The sequence below is a fragment of the Curtobacterium sp. MCBD17_032 genome, assembly GCF_003234855.1.
Classification (GTDB): domain Bacteria; phylum Actinomycetota; class Actinomycetes; order Actinomycetales; family Microbacteriaceae; genus Curtobacterium.
The window spans coordinates 475,877-500,475 of the sequence record NZ_QKTO01000001.1 but is presented as its reverse complement, the minus strand read 5'-3'; the positions used below and the strand labels follow the sequence as shown (position 1 = coordinate 500,475).

Genomic DNA, 24,599 nt, shown 5'->3' with positions numbered 1-24,599 from the left:
GCCTCCTGGGCCGACTACGATCCCGCCGCGACGTGCCGGTCGGTCCACCCGTCCTCTAAACTCCACCGGTGAGCGCCCCGCAGACATCCCGCCCGCCCCGGAACAGCGTCGCATCCGGCCTCGACCGCTTCTTCTCCGTCACCGAGCGCGGATCGACGATCCCGCGCGAGGTCCGGGGAGGCGTCGTGTCCTTCGTGACGATGGCCTACATCGTCATCCTCAACCCGCTCATCCTCGGCGGGTTCAGCGCCGACCAGGCCGCGAAGGACGTCAGCGGCGGATGGCTCGAGAACGCTCAGGTGGCCGCGGCCACCGGGCTCGTCGCGGGCCTGATGACCATCGCGATGGGCGTCATCGCGAACCTGCCGTTCGGCATCGCGGCCGGCCTCGGGATCAACTCGTTCCTCGCCGTCAGCGTCGTGCAGCAGGTGACGTGGGCCGAGGCGATGGGGCTCGTCGTCATCAACGGCGTCATCATCGTGCTGCTGGCCCTGACCGGGATCCGGACGCTCATCTTCACCGCCGTGCCCGCACAGCTCAAGGCCGCGATCACCGTCGGCATCGGCCTGTTCATCGCGTTCATCGGGCTCGTCGACTCCGGCTTCGTGCGCTCATCGGGGCTCGCGTCGCCGCCGCTGCAGCTCGGCGAGGACGGCTCGGTCGGGGCCCTGCCGACGATCGTGTTCCTGATCGGCCTGGTCGTCATCGGCACGCTCATGGCCCGCCGCGTGAAGGGCGCGCTCCTCATCGGCATCGTCGCCACCACGGTCATCGCGATCATCCTGCAGGCCGTGTTCCGGGTGCCGACCTCGGTCGACTCGGAGACCGGGTGGAACCTCAACGCACCGGGGCTGCCGAGCGCGCTGTTCGCCCTGCCCGACCTGTCCCTCGTCGGGCAGTTCGACTTCGGCGCCTTCGCCCGGATCGGCCCGCTCGCCGCGTCGATGCTCGTCTTCACGCTCGTCTTCACGAACTTCTTCGACGCCATGGGCACGATGACCGGCCTGGCGAAGGCCGCGGGGGTCGCGGAGCAGGACGGGACGTTCCCGCGCCTCCGTGCCGCGCTCGTCGTCGAGGGCGCCGGTGCGATCGCCGGTGGCGGTGCCTCGGTGTCGTCGAACACGGTGTTCATCGACTCGGCATCCGGCATCGGTGAGGGCGCCCGCACGGGCATGGCGTCGGTCGTCACAGGTCTGCTGTTCCTGGCGTCGATGTTCCTCACGCCGCTGACCCAGGTCGTCCCGCTCGAGGTCGCCGCCGCCGGGCTCGTCGTCGTCGGTGCACTCATGGTCGCCCAGGTCGCGGACATCGACTGGTCGGACTTCGGGTCGGCCCTGCCGGCGTTCCTGACGATCGTCGTCATGCCGCTGACCTACTCGATCGCGAACGGCATCGGCGCCGGCTTCATCAGCTGGGTCCTCATCAAGGCGCTGTCCGGCAAGGGCCGCCAGGTCTCGTGGCTGCTGTACGTGGTCGCCGCCGGCTTCCTGCTCTACTTCGCACGCGGTCCGCTGGAGTCGCTCCTCGGCGTCGGCTGAGGTCCGGCCGCGGCGCCGATCGGCTCGGCACAACAGGAACCGGCCCACACCACGGACGTCCGTGGTGTGGGCCGGTTCCTGTTGTGCGCTGTCGGTCCGCGCCGCGCCGATGTCCGCTGACGCCGCTCGGCCGGGAGGCGCGGATCAGTCCGGCAGGTCGGCCGGCGTGGCCTCGTGGTGGGGCAGACCCGGCGTCCGCCGGTCCTCCTTCATGCTCGCCTCGAACAGGTGGCGCCTGCCGCCGACGAGCTGCTCGCGCGCGGTCCGCTCGAGCTCCTTCGCGGTGGCGTAGTAGCCGTCGTCGTAGTCCTCCATGATCTGGAACGTCCACCGCCCGGCGATGACGTTCCGCCCGACGAGTTCGGTGTCGATCCGCTCGGCGAGCTCGGTGTGCCCGGCCTTCCGCAGCTGCTCGACCGCCTCGCCGATGTTCAGGTCGGCGGTGCCGGTCAGTCGGTGGAAGCCGTAGAGGAGTCCGCGCGCGTGTTCGATGACCTCGATCGCCGCGGAGAGGCTGCCGAGCGCCTCGACGGTCGCCTCGGACACCCCCTCGGGGACCTGGTGTGCGGAGTCGGGACCCTGCCCGTCGTCGTTCGTCATGCTGCTCGTCTACACGACCGCTCCTCGCGTCGTCCTGGGCGTGCTCCGGAGGACGAACGCGGCGCGCCGGGGCGCTTGCAGCTGTCGGAGGGCCGACCTAGCATTCGAACACACGTTCGAACGAGGAGGCTCCTGATGATGATCGTCGACACCGCTGCCACCGTGTGGTGGACCGGCGGCGCACCCGCCCGACTGGTGTGGCTGGGCCGGCGCTGGCGCGTCTCCGACGTCCCGACCCGGCTGACCACGACGCCGACCGACCTGCCCACCGCCATCACCCACGCGCCCGAGCGCACCGCGGGATGGCGCTTCCAGGCCACGGCCGAGGACGGCGAGACCCTGGTGGTCGACATCGTCCCGGACGACGACGGGTGGAGCGTCGCCCGGACGTGGACGTGACCGTGGACGCCCCGTCCGGCCCGCGCTACCGTCACGACATGACGAGGTGGGTGGCGCTCCTGCGCGGGGTGAACGTGAACGGCATCACCATCCGCAGCGCCGAGCTGGCCGAGCTCGTCCGCGGCCTCGGGCACACCGACGTCCGGACGGTCCTCGCGTCGGGGAACGTCCTCTTCACCGCGGACGACGCGGCCGACGCGGATGCGCTCCGGGCGGCGGTGGAGCAGGCACTCCGCGACCGCTTCGGGTACGACGCCTGGATCGTCCTCGTCCCGCACGCCGCCGTGGCCGGGATCGTCGCGGGCTTCCCGTTCCCGTCTGCGAAGGACCGGCACGACTACGTCGTCTTCGGATCCGAGGACGCCGCGCTCGACGACCTGCTCGACGGTGTCACGGCCGACGGCGTCGAGCAGGTCGCGCGCGGTGACGGCGTCGTCTACTGGTCGTGCCCGAAGGGGTCGAGCACCTCGACGCCATTCGCGAAGCGCGCCGGGGCCGCCCGCTTCAAGCGCACCACGACGACCCGGAACACGAACACGCTCCGCAAGCTCCTCTGAGGCAGACGGCGGCCCGCACTCGCGTCACTTCGTCTGGTTCGGGTGACGCGTGTGGACGTCGAGCAGGTGCACGACACGCTCCTCGGGGTCGACCACGAACCAGACCCGGGCTCCGCGCTTCAGTTCCAGCTGCCGACGGACCCACGACCGGCCGAGGTAGGCCACCGTCCCCAACGCACCACGCAGTGCGTGGCAGGTGAGGTCTTCGGTCAGCGGATCCGTTGCCAGCCGCTCCCATGCCGCGACGACGGCGTTCCGTTGCGTCGCGACGAGGTCTCGCCACCCTTGCTCCGCCGACCTCGTCGCGAGCACGATCGTGTACTCGTCCGTGCGGACCGGACGGGGCACCGCATTCCGTCGTGCCGCCACGACTCAGGGCTTCTCGACGACGACCGGTTCCTGGAGGAGCTCGGGCTCCGCGGCGGCCCAGCCGGCCGCGATCGCCTCGGCCGAGTTGCGCCACGCCTGCATCTCGAGCAGGAGCTTGCGGGGCTGCCGCAACGCGAACGAACCCCGGGCGACCTCGACGATCTCCCGCGCGAACTGTCGCTGGTCGTCACGGCTGAGCATGGCGATCCACGGGTACGGGATCGCGAGACGCTCGTGCAACGGCAGGTGTTCGTTCACCGTGACGGCGGCGATGAGCTCCGCGGCGATGTCGAGGACGGCATCGTCGTCGTCGGACCGCGCCTTGGTGGTGAGCACGAGCGGAGCGCCGTCGCGGCGCGTCACTTCGAGCGGCTCCTGCTCGGCCGCTGCGAAGACGTCCTTCGCGTGCCGGGACAGGTCCGACGACTGGACGATCCGCCGACGTCGTGGTGGAGCGAGGAGAGTCATGACGACATTCTCTTCAGAACGTGTTCTGAACGCAAGGTCACGCCTGCGGCGGCTGCCCGTTGCTCGCCGTCGTGCCGCCGTCCACGGGCAGGACCGCGCCGGTGATGAACGACGCGTCGTCGCTCGCCAGGAACAGCACCGCGGCGGCGACCTCCTCCGACCGGCCGCCGCGACCGAGGGCGATCCGCTCGGCGAACGCGGCCTTGAGCTCCTCGTCCTCCGCCTGGGACGTCGTCAGGTCGGTCCAGATGAGGCCCGGCGCCACCGCGTTGACGCGGACGCCGTACTGGCCGTTGTCGAGCGCGGCGGCCTTCGTGAAGTTCGTCACGCCGCCCTTCGCCGCGTTGTACGGGCTCATCCGCCAGTCGGCCGCCAGTCCGGACACCGACGAGGTGTTCACGACGGACCCCTTCGTGTCCCGTAGGGCCGGGAGAGCCGCCCGCGTGCCGTAGAACACGCTCGACAGGTCGGTCTCGACGACCCGACGCCATTCCTCGGGCGCGATCTCGGTGATGTCGCCGGACGTGAACGTGCCGGCGTTGTTCACGAGCACGTCGACGCGACCCCAGCGGTCGATCGCCGCGTCCACGACGGTCGGCCACGCGTCCGGGTCCGCGACGTCCGCCTGCAGCCAGAGCGCCTGCTCGGTCGGCAGGGAGTCGGCGACGTCGCGGACCTTCTCCTCCACGCTGTCCACCAGGACGACGCCCGCACCGTCGGCGACGAACGCCCGCGCGGTGGCCTCGCCGATGCCGGACCCCGCGCCCGTGACGATCGCGACCTTGCCCTCGAACCGCTTGCCCATGATGTGCTCCTCTCGCGACGGTCGTGCCCGGGGTGGGACGTCATCGGCCCGGAGGGGCACGGGAGACCACGCTGCCCGCCCCGGCCTGGACGGTGGTCCAGGCGGAAGCGGGCAGCGGAGGCGGAGGGAGGGCGGGCCTCCCGGCCGGTCACGCGGTGGTGTCGTCGTCCTCCAGGTCGCGTTCCAGCGAGATCGTCGGGATGGAGGCGGTGATCACCGACCCGTCGGCACGGAGCGTGCCCTGGATGTCGCTGGTCGTCGGCGCGTGGCCGCTCATCCGCGGCCCCTGGTGCGGCAGCGGCACGACGGTCGGCTCGCCCGGTCGGACCTCGATCGGCGCGTTGTGGACCCACGCGTCGAATCCGCCGCCGGTCTCGACGGTGAACGTGAGCGCGTCCTGCGTCAGGTCGACGCGGACTCGCGAACCGTGCACGGTGATCCGGAACGTCAGGCGCTCCCAGTCCAGGGGCAGGCGCGGGTTGAACGTGAGCCGGCCACCGTGGTCCCGCATGCCGCCGAAGCCGTTGACGAGTGCACCCCAGATGCCGCCGGTGGACGCGATGTGCACGCCGTCCGTGGTGTTGCCGTGCAGGTCGGCGAGGTCGACGTAGAGCGCGGTCTGGAAGTACTGGTCGGCGAGCTCGTGGTAGCCGACCTCGGCGGCCATGATCGACTGCACGACCGCGGACAGGGTCGAGTCGCCCGTCGTGAGCGCGTCGTAGTAGTCGAAGTCCCGGCGCTTCTCGGCGGGCGTGAACTCGTGGCCCTGCAGGAACAGCGCGAGCACGACGTCGGCCTGCTTGAGCACCTGGAACCGGTAGATCACCAGCGGGTGGTAGTGCAGGAGCAGCGGGCGCTTCGACTCGGGCGTGCGCTCGAGGTCCCACAGCTCCTTGTCGAGGAACTGGGCGTCCTGCGGGTGGATGCCGCGGTGCGGGTCGAAGGGGATCTCCATCGACTCGGCGGCGCGCTCCCAGTTGGCGATCTCCTCGGCGTCGAGGCCGGTACGACGGACCATGCGGGCGTACTCGTCCGGGTCGTCGACCGCGAGCTGCCGGCAGGCGTTGACGGCCGACCACAGGTTCGCCCGCGCCATGACGTTCGTGTACATGTTGTCGTCGACCACGGTCGTGTACTCGTCCGGCCCGGTGACGCCGTCGATGTGGAACTTCTGGTCGCCGTTCGAGCGCCAGAACCCCAGGTCCTCCCACAGCCGGGCGGTCTCGACGAGGATGTCGATCGCGCCGCGCTTCAGGAAGTCGGTGTCCCCGGACGCCCGCACGTACTGCATGAGGGCATGGGCGATGTCCGCGTCGATGTGGTACTGCGCGGTGCCGGCCGCGTAGTAGGCGCTGGACTCCTCGCCGTTGATCGTCCGCCACGGGAACAGCGCGCCCCGCTGGTTCAGCTCGCGGGCCCGGGAACGGGCGGCGTCGAGCATGTTGTAGCGGAAGCGGAGCGCGTTCCGGGCGACGATCGGCGCCGTGTACGACAGGAACGGCAGGACGTAGATCTCCATGTCCCAGAAGTAGTGACCGCCGTAGCCGGAGCCGGTGACGCCCTTCGCGGCGATGCCGTGGCCGTCGGTGCGGGCCGTCGCCTGCGCGAGCTGGAACAGGTTCCACCGGACGGCCTGCTGGACCTCGGGCTGCCCGGCGATCTCGACGTCGCTGCGGGCCCAGTAGTCGTCGAGCCACTTCCGCTGCTCGCCGAAGACCTGCTCGACGGACTCGTACTTGGCGCGGTCGAGCGTGCGGTCGCAGCGGTCGGCGAGCTCCCGGGCCGGGACCCCGCGGGAGGTGTGGTAGACGATGCTCTTGACGAGACGGATCGGCTGCCCGGCCTTCGCCTGCACCCGGTAGACGTGCTTGGCGAGGTCGTCCTCGATGCTCGAGGTCTCGTCCCAGGCGTTCTCGGTCTCGAGCCGGTGCTCGACGCCGACGCAGATCGTCATGCCGGAGCTCGACGCCTGGTAGCCGAGCAGGGCGCGGGAGCCCGCGTTCCGCTTCAGTCGTGGCTGGAGGACCCGGTCCGTGAACGACTCGGCCTTGCGCGGGTCGAACGCGGCGGCCGCGGCCTTCATCCCGGCGTGGTACTCGTCGGCGACGTCCTGCCGGTTGAGCACCTGGCTCGACAGCAGCACCGACGCGTCGTGGTCGAGCATCGTGACCTCGTAGTCGATGACGGCGAGGTGCCGTTCGACGAAGGACACGAGGCGCCGGGAGCGGATGAGGACCCGCTTGCCGGACGGTGTCGACCACTCGGTCTCCCGCAGCAGGTAGCCGCCGCGGAAGTCGAGCCGACGGCTGTGCCGCAGGATGTCGGCCTCGGACAGGACGAGCGGTTCGTCGTCGACGTACAGGCGGATGACCTTGGCGTCGGGGACGTTGATGATCGTCTGCCCGGTCTTCGCGAACCCGAAGGCGGTCTCCGCGTGCCGGATCGGCCACGTCTCGTGGAACCCGTTGATGTACGTCCCGTACTGGACGCCGCCGCGACCCTCGTCGAAGTTGCCGCGGAGGCCGAGGTACCCGTTGCCGACCGCGAAGTTCGTCTCGTCGACGCCCTGCTCGTCGGCGTACTCGGTCTCGATCAGGGCCCACTCGTCGACCGGGTACCGGACGCGGTCGAGGGGGTCTTCGGTGATGGGGTTCATGCGGTCTTCCGGGGGTCGACGGGAGGCAGGTCGGCAGCGGGCGCGTCGGTGCCCGCCCCGCGCAGGTCGGCGGCGGGCACGTCCGTGCCGGCACCGCGCAGGTCGGGCAGCAGGTCGGCGAGGTCGGACACGACGACGTCGGCGCCGTGCTCGCGGAGGGCGTCGGCCCCGGCGCCGCGGTCCACCCCGACCACCAGGCCGAAGGCACCGTTCCGGCCGGCTTCGACACCGCTCGTCGCGTCCTCGACCACGACGCACTCCGCCGCGGTCAGTCCGAAGCGGGTCGCCGCGTCGAGGTACGTGTCGGGGGCGGGCTTGCCGGCGAGCCCGTCCGCGCGCGCGACGGCGCCGTCGACGATCACGTCGAAGCGGTCGATGATGCCCGCGGTGCGGAGCACGTGCTTCGCGTTCGCGGAACTCGACACCACGGCGACCTCGTAGCCCGCGGCGATCGCTGCGGTGAGGAAGCGCACCGACCCCGGGTACGCGGCCACGCCGTGCTCCTCGAGCTCCGCGGTGAACTCGGCGTTCTTCCGGTTGCCGAGCCCGCAGACGGTGTCCAGGGTGGGGTCGTCCGCCGGGGTGCCCTCGGGCAGGTCGATCCCGCGGTCGTGCAGGAGCGAGCGGACGCCGTCGTAGCGCGGCTTGCCGTCGATGAACGCGAAGTAGTCCTGCTCCGTGTACGGGGCGACCCCGTGTGCGGCGAGGTACGGGGTGAAGAGGCGGCTCCAGGCGCGCATGTGCACCTCGGCCGTCGGCGTGAGCACGCCGTCCAGGTCGAAGAGGAGCGCTCGCTGGTCCGCGAGGCGAGCAGGGGTTCGCCGATCCGACGACGTCATGGGGCAGACCTTCCGGGGAGCGGTGTCGAACACGAGTGCTGCGCGTCCCACTCTAGGACCGGCACGGGGCGCTGTCCTCCAGCGACGGGCGATGCCCATCGGCGGTCCCGGCGGGTCCCCGTCCAGTCCGGTGGACGCGGAACTGTGGACGCGTCCAGCAACGGGCAGAGACGCTCGCGACCATGACATCCGACACCACCGCACGGCCGCAGGACGGGACCGGCTCGAAGCTGAAGCAGGCGATCACCGGTCCCCTGCTGTTCCTGTTCATCCTCGGCGACGTCCTGGGCGCGGGCATCTACGCCCTCATGGGGACGCTCTCGAAGGACGTCGGCGGTGCGCTCTGGGCCCCGCTCCTGCTCGCGCTGCTCCTGGCCCTGCTCACCGCGGGCTCGTACGCGGAGCTCGTCACCAAGTACCCGAAGGCCGGTGGTGCCGCGGTGTTCGCCGAGCGTGCCTACAAGGTGCCGCTCGTGTCGTTCCTGGTCGGCTTCTCGATGCTCGCCGCCGGCGTGACGAGCGCGGCCGGCCTCTCCCTCGCCTTCGCCGGGGACTACCTCGGCACCTTCATCGACGTCCCGCCGGTGCCCGCTGCGATCGTCTTCCTCGCCCTCGTCGCCTGCCTCAACGCCCGCGGCATCTCCGACTCACTGAAGAGCAACGTCGTGATGACGATCATCGAGCTGTCCGGTCTCGTCATCGTCATCGTCACGGTCGCCGTGATGATGGGCGGCGGTGGCGGTGACGTCTCCCGCGTCGGCGCGTTCCCCACCGGTGCGAACCCCGCGCTCGCGACCCTCAGCGCCGCGATCGTCGCCTACTACTCGTTCGTCGGCTTCGAGACCTCCGCCAACGTCGCCGAGGAGGTCCGCGAGCCGGCCAAGGTCTACCCCCGTGCGCTGTTCGGCTCCCTCGCCACCGCCGGCGTCGTCTACGTGCTCGTCGCACTCGCCAGCTCGATCGCGCTGCCCGCGTCGGAGCTGTCCGACTCGAGCGGCCCGCTCCTGGCGGTCGTCGCCGCGACCGGCGTCGGCATCCCGGAGTGGGTGTTCAGCATCATCGCCCTCGTCGCGGTGGCGAACGGCGCCCTGCTCACGATGATCATGGCGAGCCGTGTCACCTACGGCATGGCCGAACAGCGTCTGCTGCCCAGTCTGCTCGGCAAGGTCCTGCCGAACCGCAAGACGCCGTGGACCGCGATCATCGCCACCACCGTCGTCGCGATGCTCCTCACCCTGGTCGGGGACGTCGGCACGCTCGCCGAGACCGTCGTGCTCCTGCTGCTCTTCGTCTTCATCAGCACGAACGTCGCGGTCCTCGTGCTCCGCAAGGACACCGTGGAGCACGAGCACTTCCGGGTGTGGACGGTCGTACCCGTCCTGGGTGTCGCGTCCTGCGTCCTGCTGCTCACGCAGCAGAGCGGGCAGGTCTGGCTGTACGCGGCGATCCTGCTCGCCGTCGGCGTCGTGCTCTACTTCATCGCCCGCGCGACGCGGGGCCGCGAGCGCACCACGTCCGACACCGACGCCCGCTGACGGGTGCGGGACGGGCCTCCCGGCACACACTGCCTGGAGGCCCGTCCCACGTCCGCCGTGTCGCTCGCTGCACCGGACCGCATGCCCCTTCCGGGGCGTGTCATCAGTCGTCGGTGTCGACGGTGTTCGTGAGGACCTTCCCGCTGCCGGCGTCGATGCGGATACCGTGCGTCGTGCCGGAGCCGTCGAGGACGTCACCTTCCCAGACGACCGTGCCGGCGTGGTCGTCGAGCGCGAGCTCGGTGACCGTGCCGGGGACCGCCTTCGTCAGCGCGGACGCGGCCTGCGTCACCGACAGGTCGGCGGCGTCGACGAACCGCTCGTTCTCCGCGACGTCGTCCGCGTCCGACGTCTCCTTCGTCGGGCCCGCGGTGGTGCGCTCGCCGTCGGCGTCGACGTGGACCTCCTGCTCGTCGCCGCCGTCGGTGACGACGAGCACCTCCCACGAGGTCCCGCCGGCCTCCTGCTCGATCGAGGTCACCGTGCCGGTGCCGACGGCCTTCCGCGCGGTCGTCGCCGCGGCGACGAGGGCGTCCTCCCCCGGTGCGGCGGCGGGGCCGGTGGTCGTGTCGTCGCCGCCGGTCGCACCCTCGGTCGCCGAGACGGACGGGGCGGAGGCCGCGGGTGCTGCGACGTCGTCGCGGTCGTCGTCGGTGGCGCACCCGGCGAGCGCCAACGCCCCGACGAGCGGGAGTGCGGTGAGGAGGGCGATGCGGCGGGCGGTGGGCTTCTTCGTGGTCTGCATGTCGTCACTCTGGCGAGCGGGCACTGAAGCAGACCTGAAGCGACCTGGGTCCACGCCCGGCGGACGGGCTCGGGCGGGACTCAGTGCGGCAGGAGTGGCAGCCGGACCGTGAACCGTGCGCCGCCACCGGGCGCTGTCGACACCGCCACGGTCCCGCCGTGTCCTCGGACGACGGCGTCGACGATCGCGAGCCCGAGCCCGGAGCCACCGGCGTCCCGTGCCCGGCCCTCGTCGAGCCGCACGAACCGGTCGAACACACGCGCCCGGTCGGCCTCGGGGACCCCGTGCCCGTCGTCGTCCACCGTGAGCACCGCGTCGCCGCCGTCGCTCCCCAGCCCGACGACCACGGACCCGTCGGCGTGCCGGACGGCGTTGTCGACGAGGTTCCGGACGACCCGTCCGAGCAGCCGGTCGTCGCCGCGCACCCGTGCCGGTGCAACCCCCGACACGTCGACGTGCACGGTCGTCCGGGGCCGGGACGCCTCCGCGAACACGAGGTCGTCGAGGTCGAGGGGACGGTCCCGGTCGCGTCCGCGTTCGTCCAGGCGGGTGAGCAGGAGCAGCGACTCGACGAGGTCCTGCAGGCGGGCGCCCTCGTCGAGCACGACGTCGGCGAGCTCCCGCACATCGGTGACCTCGGGGTGCGCCCGGGCGACCTCGGCGTGCTGTCGGATGGTGGCGAGCGGGGACCGGAGTTCGTGTGACGCGTCGGAGACGAACTGCCGCTGTGCCTGCTGGGACGCCTCGAGCCGGCCGAGCATGCGGTTCATCGTCGCGGCGAGCCGGTCGACCTCGTCCCCGGAGCCCGGTTCGTCGACGCGCGCGTGCAGGTTCGTGCCCTCGACCTCGTCGACCTCGCGGCGCATCCGGTCGACCGGGCGGAGCGCACGGCCGACGACGATCCACGTCACGAGCGACATGAGCGCCACGACGACCGGGACGGCGACGACGAGCAGCACGGTCACGGTCTGCACGGCGGCGTCGGCGTCCTCGAGCGGGACGCCGACGACGAGGACACCGTCGGTGCCGTCCGGCAGGTCGACGTCGTCGGCGACGAGCAGCCACGTCTCGCCGTCGTGTCGGTACCGGGACTCCTCGGCGGGTGCGAGCGGCTGGTCGGGGCCGTCCTCCGCGCTGGCCAGCACCCGTCCGTCGGTGTCCTGCAGTTGAGCGAGCACGTCGTCGTCCTCGGCACGCACCGCGTCGACACCGGAGGCTTCCACCCGGCTCGTCAGCCCGTCGAGGGTCTGCTCGGCCGCGGTCCGCACGCCGCCGACCACCGAGCTCCGCAGGACCCCGACGAAGGCGACCGCGCCGACGACGAGGGCGACGAGGACGACGAGGGCCGCTCCTCCCGTCGCGCGCGCACGGATGGATCGGGGGCGACGGGACGGACGGGACCGGTCAGCCACCGTCGGCGGCGAGGCGGTACCCGGCCCCGCGGACGGTCTCGATCGCGTTCCGCCCGAAGGGCCGGTCGACCGTGCGGCGGAGGTGCCCGACGTAGACCTCGACGATGTTCGGGTCCCCCGTGAAGTCGTCGTCCCACACGTTCGTGATGACGTCCCGTTTCGACAGCACCTGCCCGGGGTGGCGCATGAGGTACTCGAGGACGGTGAACTCGCGGCTCGTCAGGTCGAGCAGCGTCTCGCCCCGCCAGGCGCGTCGCTCCGCGGGGTCCAGGCGGAGGTCACCGGCCTGGAGGACCGTGGGCCGTTCCCGGGAGCCGCGCCGGACGAGCGCGCGGAGTCGTGCGACGAGCACCGGGAACGAGAACGGCTTCGTCACGTAGTCGTCGGCGCCGGCGTCGAGGGCGTCGACCTGGTCCCACTCGCCGTCCTTCGCGGTCAGCATGAGCACCGGGGTCCAGTCCTGCTCGGCGCGGAGGGTCTCGCAGACCTTCCAGCCGCTCATGCCCGGCATCATCAGGTCGAGGACGATGGCGTCGTACGGGTTCGCGCGGGCGTACCAGAGCCCGTCGACCCCGTCGTGGGCGACGTCGACGGCGAACCCCTCGGCCTGGAGGCCCTTCCGGATGCCGTCCGCGAGCCGCACCTCGTCGTCGACCACCAGCACGCGCATCGTCCGAGCATGGCGGCGCGGCCTGAACCGGCGCTGAAGCCGGGCCGCGCCGGGGTCTCTCGGACGCTCACCGGACAGCCCGCATCAGCGGTTGAGCGACCACGTCTGCATGCCCTGCATGACGAGCGCGACCCCTACCGTCATGCCGACGGCGCTGAGGGCCATGGCGACGGCCGGGCTCCACCGCGCCCGACGTCGACGGGACGACCAGGCGGCGGTCGCGAACAGGACGAGCATCACCGGCAGGGTCGTCAGCTGGAGCATGCCCCACAGCCCGTGGATGTGTTCGAGCTGGTCCGGGGAGGTACCGGCGACGGCGGCCGGCATCAGGCCGCCGAGCGGGACGTCCCGTGTTGCGGCCCGTTGGGCGACGAGGCACAGTCCCGCGATCCACAGCACGACGCCGATGCTGGTCAGGACTGCCAGGAGACGAGCACCCTCTCGTGACGGGCGCGGTACCCGCTCGGCGATCTCCCGCTGCGCTCTGGACGGCCGAGCCGTCCAGCGTTCCCAGTCGTCGTCCTGCCCCCACGCGTCCCACCCTGAAGTCATGCCCTCACGCTAGGGAGCAGGCGAGGCGGTGACATCGGCCGAACGGCGGTGCCCGGTCATCCGAGCGGGTGAGCCGGCCACGACCAGCCGGCTGCTGCGACGCCCCCGTGTCCCCGTGACGCCCTGTCCACCTCGAGACGCCGCCGGATACCGCGGCGTCTCGCCAGCACCGCGGCGTCTCGGAGGAGGAACGGCGTCTCGGGGAACGCAACGTGGGCGACATCGCGCAACGGGATCCCGTGCGCGGTGTCGCCCACGTGGCGTGTTGCGAGGGGACTACGCGGCGTCGATCGCGGCGCGGATCTCGGCGGCGGCAGCGCCGACGTCCGAGGCGCTGTAGATCGCGCTGCCGGCCACGGCCACGCGAGCGCCGGCGGCCTTGACGGAGGCGACGGACGACGCCTTCACGCCACCGGCGATCGAGAACGGCACACCCGAGGCCTTGCCCTCGTCGAGGAGCGTGTCGAAGGTGAAGCCCTCCTCGGCCTGCTCGTCGAGGCCGGCGTGCACCTCGACGAACTCGACGCCGAGCGCGGTCACCTCGCGGGCACGAGCGGCCTTGTCGGGCACGCCGATCAGGTCGACGACGATGCCCTTGCCGTGCTTCTCCGCGGCGGCGACCGCACCGACGATCGTGCTGTCCCCGGCGACGCCGAGCACGGTGACGAGGTCGGCCCCGGCCTGGAACGCCATGTCGGCCTCGAGCTCACCGGCGTCCATCGTCTTGAGGTCGGCGAACACGATCTTGTCCGGGTGCGCCTCCTTCATCGCGGTGATCGCGGCGACGCCGGCGCTCTTCACGAGCGGGGTGCCGAGCTCGAGGATGTCGACGTGCGGGGCTGCCTGGGCGGCGAGCTCGAGCGCGGTCTCGGTGGACAGGGTGTCGATGGCGAACTGCAGCTGCATGCTGGTGCTTCCTTCTTCCGTGGGGGTCATTCGAGGTTGGCGTGCCGCGGCCAGAGGTCGTCGGCGGAGTGTCCGCTGCGCTGCCAGAGCGCGTGGAACAGCGCGTCACCGAGCAGGACGACGCCCTGCTCGAACAAGCTGCCCGCGTACTGCGCCGATGCGGCGCCGGAGCGGTCGGTCTTCGTCGCGGCCGGCAGCACGAGGGTGACCTCGGCCAGCTCGGCGAGCGGCGACGACGCCGTGGTCGACACGGCGACGACCTGCGCGCCGACGTCCACCGCGGTCCGCGCGGCCTGCACGATGCTGCCGGTGGTGCCCGAGCCGCTCGCGGTGAGCAGGACGTCGTCGGACTCGATCGCGGGGGTCGTCACCTCGCCGACGACGTGGACGTCGAGCCCGAGGTGCATGAGCCGCATCGCGGTCATCCGCAGCGCGAGCCCGGAGCGCCCGGCACCGTGCACGAAGACACGCTCGGCGCCGTCGAGCAGGTCGAGGGCGCGTGCAGCGGACTCCGGGTCGCTCTCCCCGACCGCGTCGACGAGGTCGTCGAGTTCGTGGCTGACGAGGTCGAGCGCGGCGGTGAGGGTCTGTTCGGACATGCCCTGAGCCTGCGCCTGTCCGCCGCGGTCCGCCGCTACCCGACACGGCGGGCGTCCCGTCCGAACGGGTGGGTGGGGTCGTCGCGCAGAGCAGGGCGGGTAGGTTCGGCCCCGTGGACGACGTGACGGACCCGGAGACCGGCCGGGAGGCGCGCACCGCTCCCGACGACCAGGTGACGTCAGTCGCGGGGCCGGGTCGGGCCTCCCGCCCGGCGCTCCCCGCACCCGCCGGTGGTGCCGTCGCCCACGCCAGCCGCGCGGAGGCCGCGGAGCACGCCCGCGTCGTCGCGGACCTGACCGACCGGCACTCGCTCACCCTCGAGTCGGTGCTCGCCGTCCTGCGATCCCCCCGCGTCGGCGACGCCGCGGCCCGTGCGGAGGCGGTCGAGGTCGCGTCCGCAGCCCTCGTCGACCTGCGGACGTCGAGCGACCGCCAGCGGGAGGTCTTGCTCGAGCCGGTGACGGGGGCGTTCTCGCGCCTGCGCGCCGATCTGCGTCCGCTCGTCCGGTTCGGTGACCTCGACGTGCAGTTCGTCGAACCGCCCGCGACCGGCCGCGCGCTCCCCGGCGACGTCGCGCACGCTGCCCGGGCGATCGTCCGGAACGCGGTGCTCACCCTCGTCGACGAGGGCAACGCGAACCGGGTCCGCATCCAGTGGGACTGCGACGGGCGAAATCTGCTCATGCAGTTACGGGACGACGGAGCTGGGACGCACGACGTGCAGGACGACGCGATGCGGCCGATCGCCGAGCGCGTCGGGGTCCTCGACGGACGGATGCACGTCGACTCGACGCCGGGCTGGGGGTCCGTGCTCGACATCACGATCCCGCTCGACCCCGCCCCCGGATCGGTGCCGAGCCCGGACGAAGCCGACCTGACGCCCCGCGAGGCCGAGGTCCTGCGGCTCGTCGCGACGGGGGTCGGCAACCGTGAGATCGCGGACGGCCTCGGCATCTCCGTCAACACGGCGAAGTACCACGTGGCGAACCTGCTCCGGAAGCTCGGGGCGCGGACCCGGGCGGAACTCGCGGCGCACGTGCACGCCGGCTGAAGCGGGACCACGCGGGCGGTGGCGTCCTACCCACGGCGCGGTGGCGTCCTACCGACGGCTCTGGCACGATCGGAGCGAGGGAGGTGTGATGAACCCGCGTGTGCTGTTCCAGGACGTCAAGCCGGTCGACGTCGTCGCCTCCCTCGACGACCTCCGCGGTCCGGCAACCGGTCCGCTCGTGCTCCCGCTCGAGGTCTACTGGGGCCCGGAACCGCTGGTCGACCTGGCATCCACCTCGGACGTCGCCAAGGCGTACCAAGCGGTCCTCCGCGAGGGCAACGCCAGAGCCCAGGCGGCGCTGCTCGACCGGGACCTGCTCGTCCGGACATGGCCGGATCTCCTGCTGCCCGATCGCGTCCGGGCAGCGTGGGAGGCGCACTTCCCGGAGTTGACGGCGTGACCGACCTGCGCGCTGCGCAGCGGGAGGTCACCGCGCTCGTCCTGAGGACGGTCGGCGGACAGGGCTTCGTGCTCGCTGGCTCCGGCGCGATCCGCGAGCACGGCCTCGTCGACCGGCCGACCCGCGACATCGACCTGTTCACCGACCGGTACGACCGCGAGTTGTTCCGTACCGCAGTCGAGGACGCGGTCGGCGTCCTCTCCGGACACGGGTACCGGGTGGACGTCCGACGGCACGACGAGCTGTTCGCGCAGCTCCTGGTGACGTCCGCGCAGGGTGACCGTGTGGAGATGGACCTCGGGTACGACTGGCGCGGCCATGCCCCGGCGGATCTCCCGATCGGGCCGGTGCTGGCCGCGGACGACGCCGTCGCCTCCAAGCTCGACGCGCTCTACGGCCGCCTCGAGGTGCGCGACTTCATCGACGTCGACGCGATCCGGGCCTCCGGCCGGTGGACGGACGCCGATCTCCTGCGTCTCGTCGCTGAGCGGGACGACGGGTACGACCCCGTCGTCTTCGCACAGCAGCTCCGCCTCGTGACCCGCGTCGCGGACGACCGGTTCGCCGAGTACGGCGTCGCTCCGCCGGAGGTCGCCGCCCTCCGGCAGCGCGCGCTCGCCTGGGCGGGCGAGTTGGAGGACGAGACCGGAGGTCAGCCCGCCGGTGCGAACCGGTAGCCCATCCCCGACTCCGTCACGAGGTAGCGCGGGTGCGACGGCTCCGGCTCGAGCTTCCGCCGCAGCTGCGCCATGTACAGCCGCAGGTACCCGGAGTCGGTGCCGTGCGTCGGGCCCCACACCTCGGTGAGGAGCATCTCCCGCGTCAGCAGCCGGTCCGGGTTCGTCACGAGGACCTCGAGCAGCCGCCACTCGGTCGGGGTGAGGCGGATCGCGGGGCCGTCGGGAGCGGTGACCTGCTTCGCGACGAGGTCCACCACGAGGTCGCCGATCCGGATCGTCGGGGCGGTCTCACCACCAGCGGGAGCCCGCCGCCGACCGAGCGCCCGGAGCCTGGCGAGCAGCTCGTCCATCTCGAACGGCTTCGTCACGTAGTCGTCGGCCCCGGCGTCGAGTGCGTCCACCTTGTCGCCCGAGTCCGTCCGCCCGGACAGCACGAGCACCGGCACCTGCGACCACCCGCGGATCCCCTCGAGCACCCCGATGCCGTCGAGCCGCGGCATGCCGAGGTCGAGCATGACGATGTCCGGCCGCTCGGTGATGACGGCGTCGATGGCCGCCCGACCGTCCCGGGCCGTGACGACCTCGTACCCGCGGGCCCCGAGCGTCACGGCGAGCGCCCGCACGAGCTGCGCGTCGTCGTCCGCGATCAGCACCTTCATCGTCCCACCACTCCCAGATGTCCGGCGATCGGCAGCCGCACCACGACGGTGAGCCCGCCGCCCGGGGTGTCGTCGACCTCGATCGTGCCGCCCATGCCCTCGGTGAACCCCCGTGCGAGCGCCAGTCCGAGTCCGAGTCCGGTGTCGTTGTCGGTGTCGCCGAGGCGCTGGAACGGCTGGAACACGTCCTCGCGCCGGTCCTCGGGGATGCCCGGGCCGCGGTCGGCGACCCGGAGTTCGACCCCGCCGGCGAAGGCGCTCGCCGCGATCCGGACGCGCTCGCCGTCGGGTGAGTAGCGGACGGCGTTGGCGAGCAGGTTCACGACGACGCGCTGCAGCAGCACGGGGTCGGCGAGCACCGGCGGGAGTTCGGCGGGCAGGTCGAGGTCGACGTCCTCCGGCCCGAGCTCGAGTTCGTCGAGCGCGGGGGCGACGACCGTGTCGAGCGAGGTCGGGACCGGGGACGCGGCGAGCACCCCGGCCTGCACGCGGCTCACGTCGAGCAGGTCGCCCAACAGCACCGCGAGCTGCCGGAGGCTCTCGTCGGCGGTGGCGAGCAGGGCCTCCCGGTCGGCCTCGCCCAAGCGGACGTCGCGCGCACGGAGCGACTGCACGGCCGCGGAGGCGGCGGCGATCGGCCGCCGCACGTCGTGGCTGACGGCCGCGAGGATCGCGCTCCGCACCCGGTCGACCGCGGTGATCCGCTCCGCGTCGACGGCGGTGCGGGTGAGCGCGCGGTGCTCGAGGGCCGCGTCGAGTTGCTGCTCGACGACCCGCAGGAGCCGGCGCTGGGTGGGGTCGTCGGGTGCGCCGGCGAACTCCAGGACGGCGCCGGACGGGAGGCTCGTGGTCGCGTCCGGCGCGTCCCCGAACGTCCCGGACGTGGCCGGCACCTCGTCGCCCTGGCGGACCCGGACCCCGGCGAAGCCGAACGCCTCACGGGTCCGGTCGACGAGGGCCTGGAGGGCGTCGTCGCCGCGGAGGACGCTGCCGGCGATCCCGACGAGGAGGCCGGACTCGGCGGCCGCACGGCGGGCGGTGCGGGAGCGTCGGGCGGAGCGGTCGACCACGAAGCTGACGAGCACGGCGCTGACGACGTACATGACGAGGGCGACCAGGTGCCACGGCTGTTGCACGGTGACCTGGTGCAGGGGTTGCACGAAGAAGAAGTCGAGGCTCAACCCGGAGAGCACGGCGGCGAACACCGCGGGGAGCATGCCGCCGATGAGCGCCACGACGAGCACGAGCAGCTGGTAGGCGAGGACGTCGACCGTGATCGAGTCGGCGTCGTCGGTCAGGCTGAGGAGCCACGTCAACAGCGGACCGGCGACCAGCGCGAGCACGAACGCGGCGACCACCCGGCTCCGGGACAGGCTCCCGCCGAGCTTCGGCAGCGCGAATCCGCCGCCGGCCCGCTCGTGCGTCACGACGTGCACGTCGATGTCGCCGGACTCGCGGATGACCGTGCTGCCGATGCCCGGGCCGGTGAGTGCGGCGGCGAGTCGACTGCGGCGGCTGATCCCCATCACGATCTGGGTCGCGTCGATCGACCGGGCGAACCGGACGAGGGTGGTCGGCACGTCGTCGCCGACGACCTGGTGGTAGGTGCCGCCGAGCTGTTCGAGCAGGGCGCGCTGCGTGCCGAGCGCGCCGGGGTGCCGCTCCCGGAGGCCGTCGTTCGTCGTGACGTGCACGGCCGCGAGCTCGCCGCCGGCGGACCGGGCCGCGATGCGGGCGCCGCGACGGAGCAGGGTCTCGCCCTCCGGGCCTCCCGTCAGGGCGACGAGGACGCGCTCCCGCGTCTCCCAGCGGTTGGCGATGCCGTGCTCGGCGCGGTAGCGCTTCAGGGCGTCGTCGACCTCGTCGGCGAGCCAGAGCAGGGCGATCTCGCGGAGGGCGGTGAGGTTGCCGAGGCGGAAGTAGTTCGACAGCGCGGCGTCGACGCGGGCGGCCGGGTACACGAGCCCGTCGGACAGGCGGTCGCGCAGGGCCTGCGGGGAGAGGTCGACGACCTCGATCTGGTCGGCGGCGCGGACGACGGCGTCGGGGACGGTCTCGCGCTGCACGGTGCCGGTGATCTCGCGGACGACGTCACCGAGGGACTGCATGTGCTGCACGTTCACCGTCGAGATGACGTCGATGCCTGCGGCCCGCAGCGCCTCGACGTCCTGCCAGCGCTTCTCGTGCGGGCTGCCCGGGGCGTTCGTGTGGGCGAGCTCGTCGACGAGGGCGACCTCGGGGCGGCGGGCGAGCACGGCGTCGAGGTCCATGTCGTCGAGCGCGACCCCGCGGTGCTCGACCGTCCGGCGCGGGACGACCTCGAGCCCGTCCACCAGTGCGGCGGTGGCGGCGCGGCCGTGGGTCTCGACGACGGCGACGACCACGTCGCGGCCGTGGTCGGCCATCCGGCGGCCCTCTTCGAGCATCGTGTAGGTCTTGCCCACGCCGGGGGCGGCACCGAGCAGCACTCGCAGCTTCCCTCGCTTCACGCGCTCATCCTCTCCTGCGCAGGGCCCGGCGCGGACCGGACCCGCACGACCACATCCAGCGCGAACCGCGGTTTCCCTTGGTCCGGACGGGTTCCGGTTGTGCGGGTCCGGTCCATACCGTGGGCGGGCATCGGGGTCAGCCGAGCTCCGCCAGTGCCAGGTTGAGCTCGAGGACGTTGACCGTGGGCCCGCCGAGGAACCCGAGCTGACGACCGTCGGTGTGTGCGGCGACCAGCGCGCGGACGTCCGTCTCGGAGAGGCCCCGGGCCGCGGCCACGCGGGACACCTGCTGCTCCGCGTACGCGGGGCTGATGTCCGGGTCGAGGCCGGAGCCCGATGCGGTCACGGCGTCCGCGGGCACCTGGGCCGCCGGCACCCCGTCGGCGTCCGCGATCGCGGCACGACGCTCTTCGATCGCCGTCGTCAGGTCCGGGTTCGACGGGCCCAGGTTCGACCCGGACGACGCACCGGCGTCGTACCCGTCCTCGCCGGCGGCCGACGGGCGGGACTGGAACCAGCGGTCCGCGCCCTCCCCGGCGAAGGACTGCCCGATGAGCGATGAGCCGACGACCGTGCCGGACGAGTCGGTGACCATCGACCCGTTCGCTCGGTCGGAGAACGCCGCCTGGCCGACGCCCCACACCGCGAGCGGGTAGGCGACGCCGAGGACGACGGTGGAGAGCACGGTGAGGCGGAGGGCCACACCGGCGGAGCGGAAGAAGGAACGAGTGGATGTCATGACGAGAACCCCGGGATGAGACCGACCACCAGGTCGATCAGTTTGATGCCGATGAAGGGGACGATCACGCCGCCGAGCCCGTAGACGAGCAGGTTGCGACCGAGGATCGACGACGCCGACGCCGCGCGGTACCTGACGCCACGCAGGGACAACGGGATGAGCGCCACGATGACGAGCGCGTTGAAGACGATCGCCGACAGGATCGCCGACGCCGGGGAGTGCAACCCCATGATGTTGAGCGCCGCCAGCCCCGGGAACGCGAGCTGGAACATCGCCGGGATGATCGCGAAGTACTTCGCGATGTCGTTCGCGATCGAGAACGTCGTCAGGGCGCCGCGGGTGATGAGCAGCTGCTTGCCGATCCGGACGACGTCGATGAGCTTCGTCGGGTCCGAGTCCAGGTCGACCATGTTGCCGGCCTCCTTCGCCGCGGTCGTCCCGGTGTTCATCGCGACGCCGACGTCCGCCTGCGCCAGCGCCGGGGCGTCGTTCGTGCCGTCACCGGTCATCGCGACGAGGTTGCCGCCCTCCTGCTCCCGCTTGATGAGCGCGAGCTTGTCCTCGGGCGTGGCCTCGGCGAGGAAGTCGTCGACGCCGGCCTCGGCCGCGATCGCCTTCGCGGTGCGCGGGTTGTCGCCCGTGATCATCACGGTGCGGATCCCCATGCTGCGGAGCTCGGTGAAGCGCTCGGCGAGGCCGTCCTTCACGACGTCCTTGAGGTGCACGACGCCGAGCAGTGCGACCCGGCCCGACGGGTCCTTCCGAGCGACGACGAGCGGCGTCCCACCCTGGTCGGACACCTCGGCCACCGTGGCGTCGACCGCGGCGCTGACACCTGCTTCGACGGTGTCCGCCCAGGCGAGCACTGCTGCTGCAGCGCCTTTCCGGACCTGTGTGCCGTCCGGCAGGTCGACGCCCGACATGCGGGTCTGCGCGGTGAACGGCACCTCGACCGCGCCGGCCGGGAGGCCCGGAACGGCCCCGGCAGCGAGCGCCAGGTCCACGATGGAGCGACCCTCAGGCGTGCCGTCGGCAGCGCTCGACAGCGCCGCCGCGGCCGTGAGGTCGGCCTCGGTCACGCCGGGCACCGGCACGAACCGGGAGGCCCGACGGTTGCCGTACGTGATGGTGCCGGTCTTGTCGAGGAGCAGCGTCGTGATGTCACCGGCGGCCTCGACCGCGCGACCCGACATCGCGAGGACGTTGTGCTGGACGAGCCGGTCCATCCCGGCGATCCCGATCGCGGAGAGCAGCGCCCCGATGGTGGTCGGGATGAGGCAGACGAGCAGGGCGATGAGCACCGTGACGCTGACCGTCGAGCCGACGAGTCCGGCGATCGGCTGGAGCGTCAGGCAGACGATCACGAACACGATCGACAGCGACGCGAGCAGGATGTTCAGCGCGATCTCGTTCGGCGTCTTCTGCCGGGCGGCACCCTCGACGAGTCGGATCATCCGGTCGATGAAGGTCTCACCCGGGGTCGACGTGATGCGCACGACGATCCGGTCGGACAGCACCCGGGTCCCGCCCGTGACGGCGCTGCGGTCGCCGCCGGACTCGCGGATCACCGGGGCGGACTCCCCCGTCACGGCCGACTCGTCGACCGAGGCGATGCCGTCCACGACGTCGCCGTCACCCGGGATCACCTCGCCGGCCACGACGACGACGAGGTCGCCCTTCGCCAGGTCGACGGACGCGACGTCCTCGGTGGAGGCGGACAGCGCAGCCGGGTCGGCGGGCGAGTACCCGACGACACGGCGGGCCGTGGTGGTCGAGCGCGTCTTCCGCAGGGTGTCGGCCTGCGCCTTGCCGCGGCCCTCGGCGACCGACTCCGCCAGGTTGGCGAACAGCACGGTCAGCCACAGCCAGACGGCGATGACGACGGTGAAGGACGACGGGACGGGCGCGCCGGAGTCGGCCGCGCCTCCCGTCCGGCTGAACGGCTCGACGACGGCGGTGACCGTCGTCAGGGCGGCACCCACCTCGACGAGGAACATGACCGGGTTCTTCCACATGAGCCGGGGGTCCAGCTTGCGGAACGCGCCCGGGAGGCCCGCCGCCAGTTGGCGGGGACCGAACGCCGACGGGCGTCGGCCCGCTCCGGTGGTCGCGTGCTGCTCCGTCTCGGGAGTCAGGGTGGTCATCAGGACAGTCCTTCTGCGAGCGGGCCCAGTGCGAGCACCGGGAAGTAGGTGAGTGCGGTGACGATGACGGACACGCCGCCGAGGAGCGCGATGAACAGCGGCCGGTGCGTGGGCAGGGTGCCGACGGTCGCGGGCACCTTGTCCTGCGACGCGAGCGACCCGGCGAGTGCCAGGACGAACACCATCGGCACGAAGCGGCCGAGCAGCATCGCGACGCCGAGCGCGGAGTTCATCCACGTGGTGTTCGCGGTGAGGCCGCCGAACGCCGAGCCGTTGTTGTTGCCGGCGCTGGTGAACGCGTAGAGCAGCTCGGTCAGGCCGTGGTTGCCGGGGTTGAAGAGGCTCGTGCCGAGCACCTGCTCCCGGACGCCCGGGATGACGAGGGACAGCGCGGTACCGAGCAGCACGACCGTCGGTGTGACGAGGATGTACAGCGCCGCGAAGGTCATCTCCTTGGCGCGGATCTTCTTGCCGAGGTACTCGGGCGTGCGGCCGACGAGCAGGCCACCGATGAACACCGTGATCACGGCGAGCACGAGCATGCCGTACAGGCCGGAGCCGACGCCGCCGGGGGTGACCTCGCCGAGCATCATGTTGACGAGCGCCATCATGCCGCCGAGCGGGGTGAAGCTGTCGTGCATGGCGTTCACGGCACCCGTGGACGTCGAGGTGGTCGCCGTGGCGAAGAGCGTCGAGCCGAGGATGCCGAACCGGACCTCCTTGCCCTCCATCGCGGCGCCGGCCGCCTGGGTGGCCGCGCCGCCGCCGGCGAGTTCCGCGATCGACATCGCCGACAGGGACACCAGGAAGATCGCGCTCATCACGGAGACGATGGCGGTGCCCTGGCGGGTGTCGCCGACCATCTTGCCGAAGGTGCGCGGCAGCGAGAACGGGATGACGAGCATGAGGAAGACCTCGACGAGGTTCGTCCACGCCTGCGGGTTCTCGAACGGGTGCGCCGAGTTCGCGTTGAAGTAGCCGCCGCCGTTCGTGCCGAGCATCTTGATCGCCTCCTGCGAGGCGACGAACCCGTCCGGCACGTGCTGCGTGCCGCCGGTGAGCGTCGTGACGTCCGTACCGGCGCCCCACGACTGGACGACTCCGCCCGCGACGAGCACGAGCGCGGAGACGAAGGCGAGCGGCAGGAGTAGACGGCCCGTACCGCGCACGACGTCCACCCAGACGTTGCCGAGCGTGCCCGACCGTCGGCGGGCGAACCCGCGCACCAGGGCGACGGCGACCGACAGGCCGACGGCGGCGGACAGGAAGTTCTGCACCGCGAGGCCGGCCATCTGCACGGTGTACCCGACGGTGACCTCGGGTGAGTACGACTGCCAGTTCGTGTTCGCGACGAACGAGGCCGCCGTGTTGAACGCGAGCGCGGGGCCCACGGCGGGCAGGCCGAGGTCACCCGGCAGCACCACCTGGATGCGCTGGAGGAGGTAGACGAGCAGGAGCCCGACGACGCTGAACAGCAGCACGCCGCGGAGGTAGGCGGGCCAGGACTGCTCGGCGTCCGGGTCGACCCCGATCACGCGGTACACGAGTCGCTCGACGCGGCCGTGACGGGCACTCGTGAACACCCGGGCCATCCAGTCGCCGAGCGGTCGGTGGGCCACGACGAGGAGCAGCACGAGGAGGGCGACCTGGGCGATGCCGGCCCAGGTCTGCGCGGCGCCCATCAGAACCGCTCGGGGCGCACGAGCGCCCAGACGAGGTACACGACAGCGGCGATGCCGAGGACGGCAGCGGCGATGGTGATGCCGATCACAGCCGCTCCACCCCC

At 72.1% G+C, this 24,599-nt stretch carries 25 protein-coding genes; 7 read left to right on the top strand and 18 right to left on the bottom strand.

Annotated elements, in window-relative coordinates:
- Positions 1-68: 68 nt before the first annotated feature.
- Positions 69-1,538 carry an NCS2 family permease gene (locus tag DEI91_RS02480; RefSeq protein WP_111050761.1) on the top strand — a complete coding sequence of 490 codons (1,470 nt, stop codon included), beginning with the start codon at positions 69-71 and terminating at the stop codon, positions 1,536-1,538.
- 144 nt (positions 1,539-1,682) lie between these two features.
- Here DEI91_RS02480 and DEI91_RS02475 read toward each other — a convergent pair whose 3' ends face one another.
- Positions 1,683-2,138, bottom strand: coding sequence for a hypothetical protein (locus DEI91_RS02475; protein ID WP_110824304.1), 456 nt, complete (start codon positions 2,136-2,138; stop codon positions 1,683-1,685).
- Between the two features lie 135 nt (positions 2,139-2,273).
- On the opposite strand from DEI91_RS02475, the gene DEI91_RS02470 reads away from it, so the two are divergent.
- Together DEI91_RS02470 and DEI91_RS02465 are read left to right on the top strand one after the other, a co-directional pair.
- On the top strand, positions 2,274-2,537 hold the full coding sequence (locus tag DEI91_RS02470) for a hypothetical protein (protein WP_111050760.1): 264 nt from the start codon (positions 2,274-2,276) through the stop codon (positions 2,535-2,537).
- Between the two features lie 38 nt (positions 2,538-2,575).
- Complete coding sequence (locus DEI91_RS02465; RefSeq protein WP_111050876.1) at positions 2,576-3,094, top strand: DUF1697 domain-containing protein; 519 nt, start codon at positions 2,576-2,578, stop codon at positions 3,092-3,094.
- Between the two features lie 24 nt (positions 3,095-3,118).
- On the opposite strand, the gene DEI91_RS02460 is transcribed toward DEI91_RS02465, so the two are convergent.
- From DEI91_RS02460 to DEI91_RS02440, 5 genes are all read right to left on the bottom strand, one after another.
- Entirely contained in the window at positions 3,119-3,442 is a 324-nt protein-coding gene (locus tag DEI91_RS02460) for a hypothetical protein (protein ID WP_110900375.1), read from the bottom strand.
- A 24-nt stretch (positions 3,443-3,466) separates the two neighbouring features.
- On the bottom strand, positions 3,467-3,931 hold the full coding sequence (locus DEI91_RS02455) for a prevent-host-death protein (protein WP_110910554.1): 465 nt from the start codon (positions 3,929-3,931) through the stop codon (positions 3,467-3,469).
- A 37-nt stretch (positions 3,932-3,968) separates the two neighbouring features.
- Positions 3,969-4,736 (bottom strand): SDR family NAD(P)-dependent oxidoreductase, encoded by a 768-nt coding sequence (locus DEI91_RS02450; RefSeq protein WP_111050759.1) that lies wholly within the window; start codon positions 4,734-4,736, stop codon positions 3,969-3,971.
- 148 nt (positions 4,737-4,884) lie between these two features.
- Positions 4,885-7,392, bottom strand: coding sequence for a glycoside hydrolase family 65 protein (locus tag DEI91_RS02445; RefSeq protein WP_111050758.1), 2,508 nt, complete (start codon positions 7,390-7,392; stop codon positions 4,885-4,887).
- Entirely contained in the window at positions 7,389-8,231 is an 843-nt protein-coding gene (locus DEI91_RS02440) for an HAD family phosphatase (protein ID WP_111050757.1), read from the bottom strand. Before DEI91_RS02440 ends, DEI91_RS02445 begins: the two co-directional genes overlap by 4 nt.
- Positions 8,232-8,413: 182 nt before the next feature.
- On the opposite strand from DEI91_RS02440, the gene DEI91_RS02435 reads away from it, so the two are divergent.
- On the top strand, positions 8,414-9,766 hold the full coding sequence (locus DEI91_RS02435; protein ID WP_111050756.1) for an APC family permease: 1,353 nt from the start codon (positions 8,414-8,416) through the stop codon (positions 9,764-9,766).
- Between the two features lie 103 nt (positions 9,767-9,869).
- Here DEI91_RS02435 and DEI91_RS02430 read toward each other — a convergent pair whose 3' ends face one another.
- The 6 genes from DEI91_RS02430 to hxlB all read right to left on the bottom strand — a co-directional run bounded on the left by DEI91_RS02430 (position 9,870) and on the right by hxlB (position 14,650).
- Entirely contained in the window at positions 9,870-10,511 is a 642-nt protein-coding gene (locus DEI91_RS02430; RefSeq protein ID WP_111050755.1) for a PepSY domain-containing protein, read from the bottom strand.
- A gap of 80 nt (positions 10,512-10,591) precedes the next feature.
- On the bottom strand, positions 10,592-11,923 hold the full coding sequence (locus DEI91_RS02425; RefSeq protein ID WP_258374257.1) for a HAMP domain-containing sensor histidine kinase: 1,332 nt from the start codon (positions 11,921-11,923) through the stop codon (positions 10,592-10,594).
- Positions 11,916-12,593, bottom strand: coding sequence for a response regulator transcription factor (locus tag DEI91_RS02420; RefSeq protein WP_111050754.1), 678 nt, complete (start codon positions 12,591-12,593; stop codon positions 11,916-11,918). Before DEI91_RS02420 ends, DEI91_RS02425 begins: the two co-directional genes overlap by 8 nt.
- Positions 12,594-12,677: 84 nt before the next feature.
- Positions 12,678-13,145, bottom strand: a complete 468-nt coding sequence (locus DEI91_RS02415; RefSeq protein ID WP_146234070.1) for a hypothetical protein — start codon at positions 13,143-13,145, stop codon at positions 12,678-12,680.
- 276 nt (positions 13,146-13,421) lie between these two features.
- Complete coding sequence (hxlA, locus tag DEI91_RS02410; protein WP_110824313.1) at positions 13,422-14,051, bottom strand: 3-hexulose-6-phosphate synthase; 630 nt, start codon at positions 14,049-14,051, stop codon at positions 13,422-13,424.
- Between the two features lie 26 nt (positions 14,052-14,077).
- Positions 14,078-14,650, bottom strand: coding sequence for a 6-phospho-3-hexuloisomerase (gene hxlB / locus DEI91_RS02405; RefSeq protein ID WP_111050753.1), 573 nt, complete (start codon positions 14,648-14,650; stop codon positions 14,078-14,080).
- 113 nt (positions 14,651-14,763) lie between these two features.
- On the opposite strand from hxlB, the gene DEI91_RS02400 reads away from it, so the two are divergent.
- The 3 genes from DEI91_RS02400 to DEI91_RS02390 all read left to right on the top strand — a co-directional run bounded on the left by DEI91_RS02400 (position 14,764) and on the right by DEI91_RS02390 (position 16,779).
- A complete protein-coding gene (locus DEI91_RS02400; RefSeq protein WP_258367457.1) occupies positions 14,764-15,702 on the top strand; it encodes a LuxR C-terminal-related transcriptional regulator in 939 nt (312 codons plus the stop codon).
- Positions 15,703-15,790: 88 nt separating this feature from the next.
- Positions 15,791-16,102 (top strand): transcriptional regulator, encoded by a 312-nt coding sequence (locus DEI91_RS02395; RefSeq protein ID WP_110900366.1) that lies wholly within the window; start codon positions 15,791-15,793, stop codon positions 16,100-16,102.
- Positions 16,099-16,779: a nucleotidyl transferase AbiEii/AbiGii toxin family protein gene (locus DEI91_RS02390; protein WP_258371639.1), complete on the top strand. Its 681-nt coding sequence runs from the start codon at positions 16,099-16,101 to the stop codon at positions 16,777-16,779. Before DEI91_RS02395 ends, DEI91_RS02390 begins: the two co-directional genes overlap by 4 nt.
- Here DEI91_RS02390 and DEI91_RS02385 read toward each other — a convergent pair.
- The 6 genes from DEI91_RS02385 to DEI91_RS02360 form a co-directional block, all read right to left on the bottom strand.
- Positions 16,755-17,441, bottom strand: coding sequence for a response regulator (locus DEI91_RS02385; RefSeq protein WP_111050751.1), 687 nt, complete (start codon positions 17,439-17,441; stop codon positions 16,755-16,757). The two genes, DEI91_RS02390 and DEI91_RS02385, sit on opposite strands and share 25 nt — an antisense overlap.
- Positions 17,438-19,930: an ATP-binding protein gene (locus DEI91_RS02380; RefSeq protein WP_111050750.1), complete on the bottom strand. Its 2,493-nt coding sequence runs from the start codon at positions 19,928-19,930 to the stop codon at positions 17,438-17,440. The genes DEI91_RS02385 and DEI91_RS02380 overlap by 4 nt, the downstream gene beginning before the upstream one ends.
- A 136-nt stretch (positions 19,931-20,066) precedes the next feature.
- Positions 20,067-20,669, bottom strand: coding sequence for a potassium-transporting ATPase subunit KdpC (gene kdpC, locus DEI91_RS02375; protein ID WP_111050749.1), 603 nt, complete (start codon positions 20,667-20,669; stop codon positions 20,067-20,069).
- Positions 20,666-22,813, bottom strand: coding sequence for a potassium-transporting ATPase subunit KdpB (kdpB, locus tag DEI91_RS02370; RefSeq protein WP_111050748.1), 2,148 nt, complete (start codon positions 22,811-22,813; stop codon positions 20,666-20,668). The genes kdpC and kdpB overlap by 4 nt, the downstream gene beginning before the upstream one ends.
- A complete protein-coding gene (gene kdpA, locus DEI91_RS02365) occupies positions 22,813-24,495 on the bottom strand; it encodes a potassium-transporting ATPase subunit KdpA (protein ID WP_111050747.1) in 1,683 nt (560 codons plus the stop codon). Before kdpA ends, kdpB begins: the two co-directional genes overlap by 1 nt.
- Complete coding sequence (locus DEI91_RS02360; protein ID WP_017887940.1) at positions 24,495-24,584, bottom strand: potassium-transporting ATPase subunit F; 90 nt, start codon at positions 24,582-24,584, stop codon at positions 24,495-24,497. Before DEI91_RS02360 ends, kdpA begins: the two co-directional genes overlap by 1 nt.
- Between the last annotated feature and the right edge of the window lie 15 nt (positions 24,585-24,599).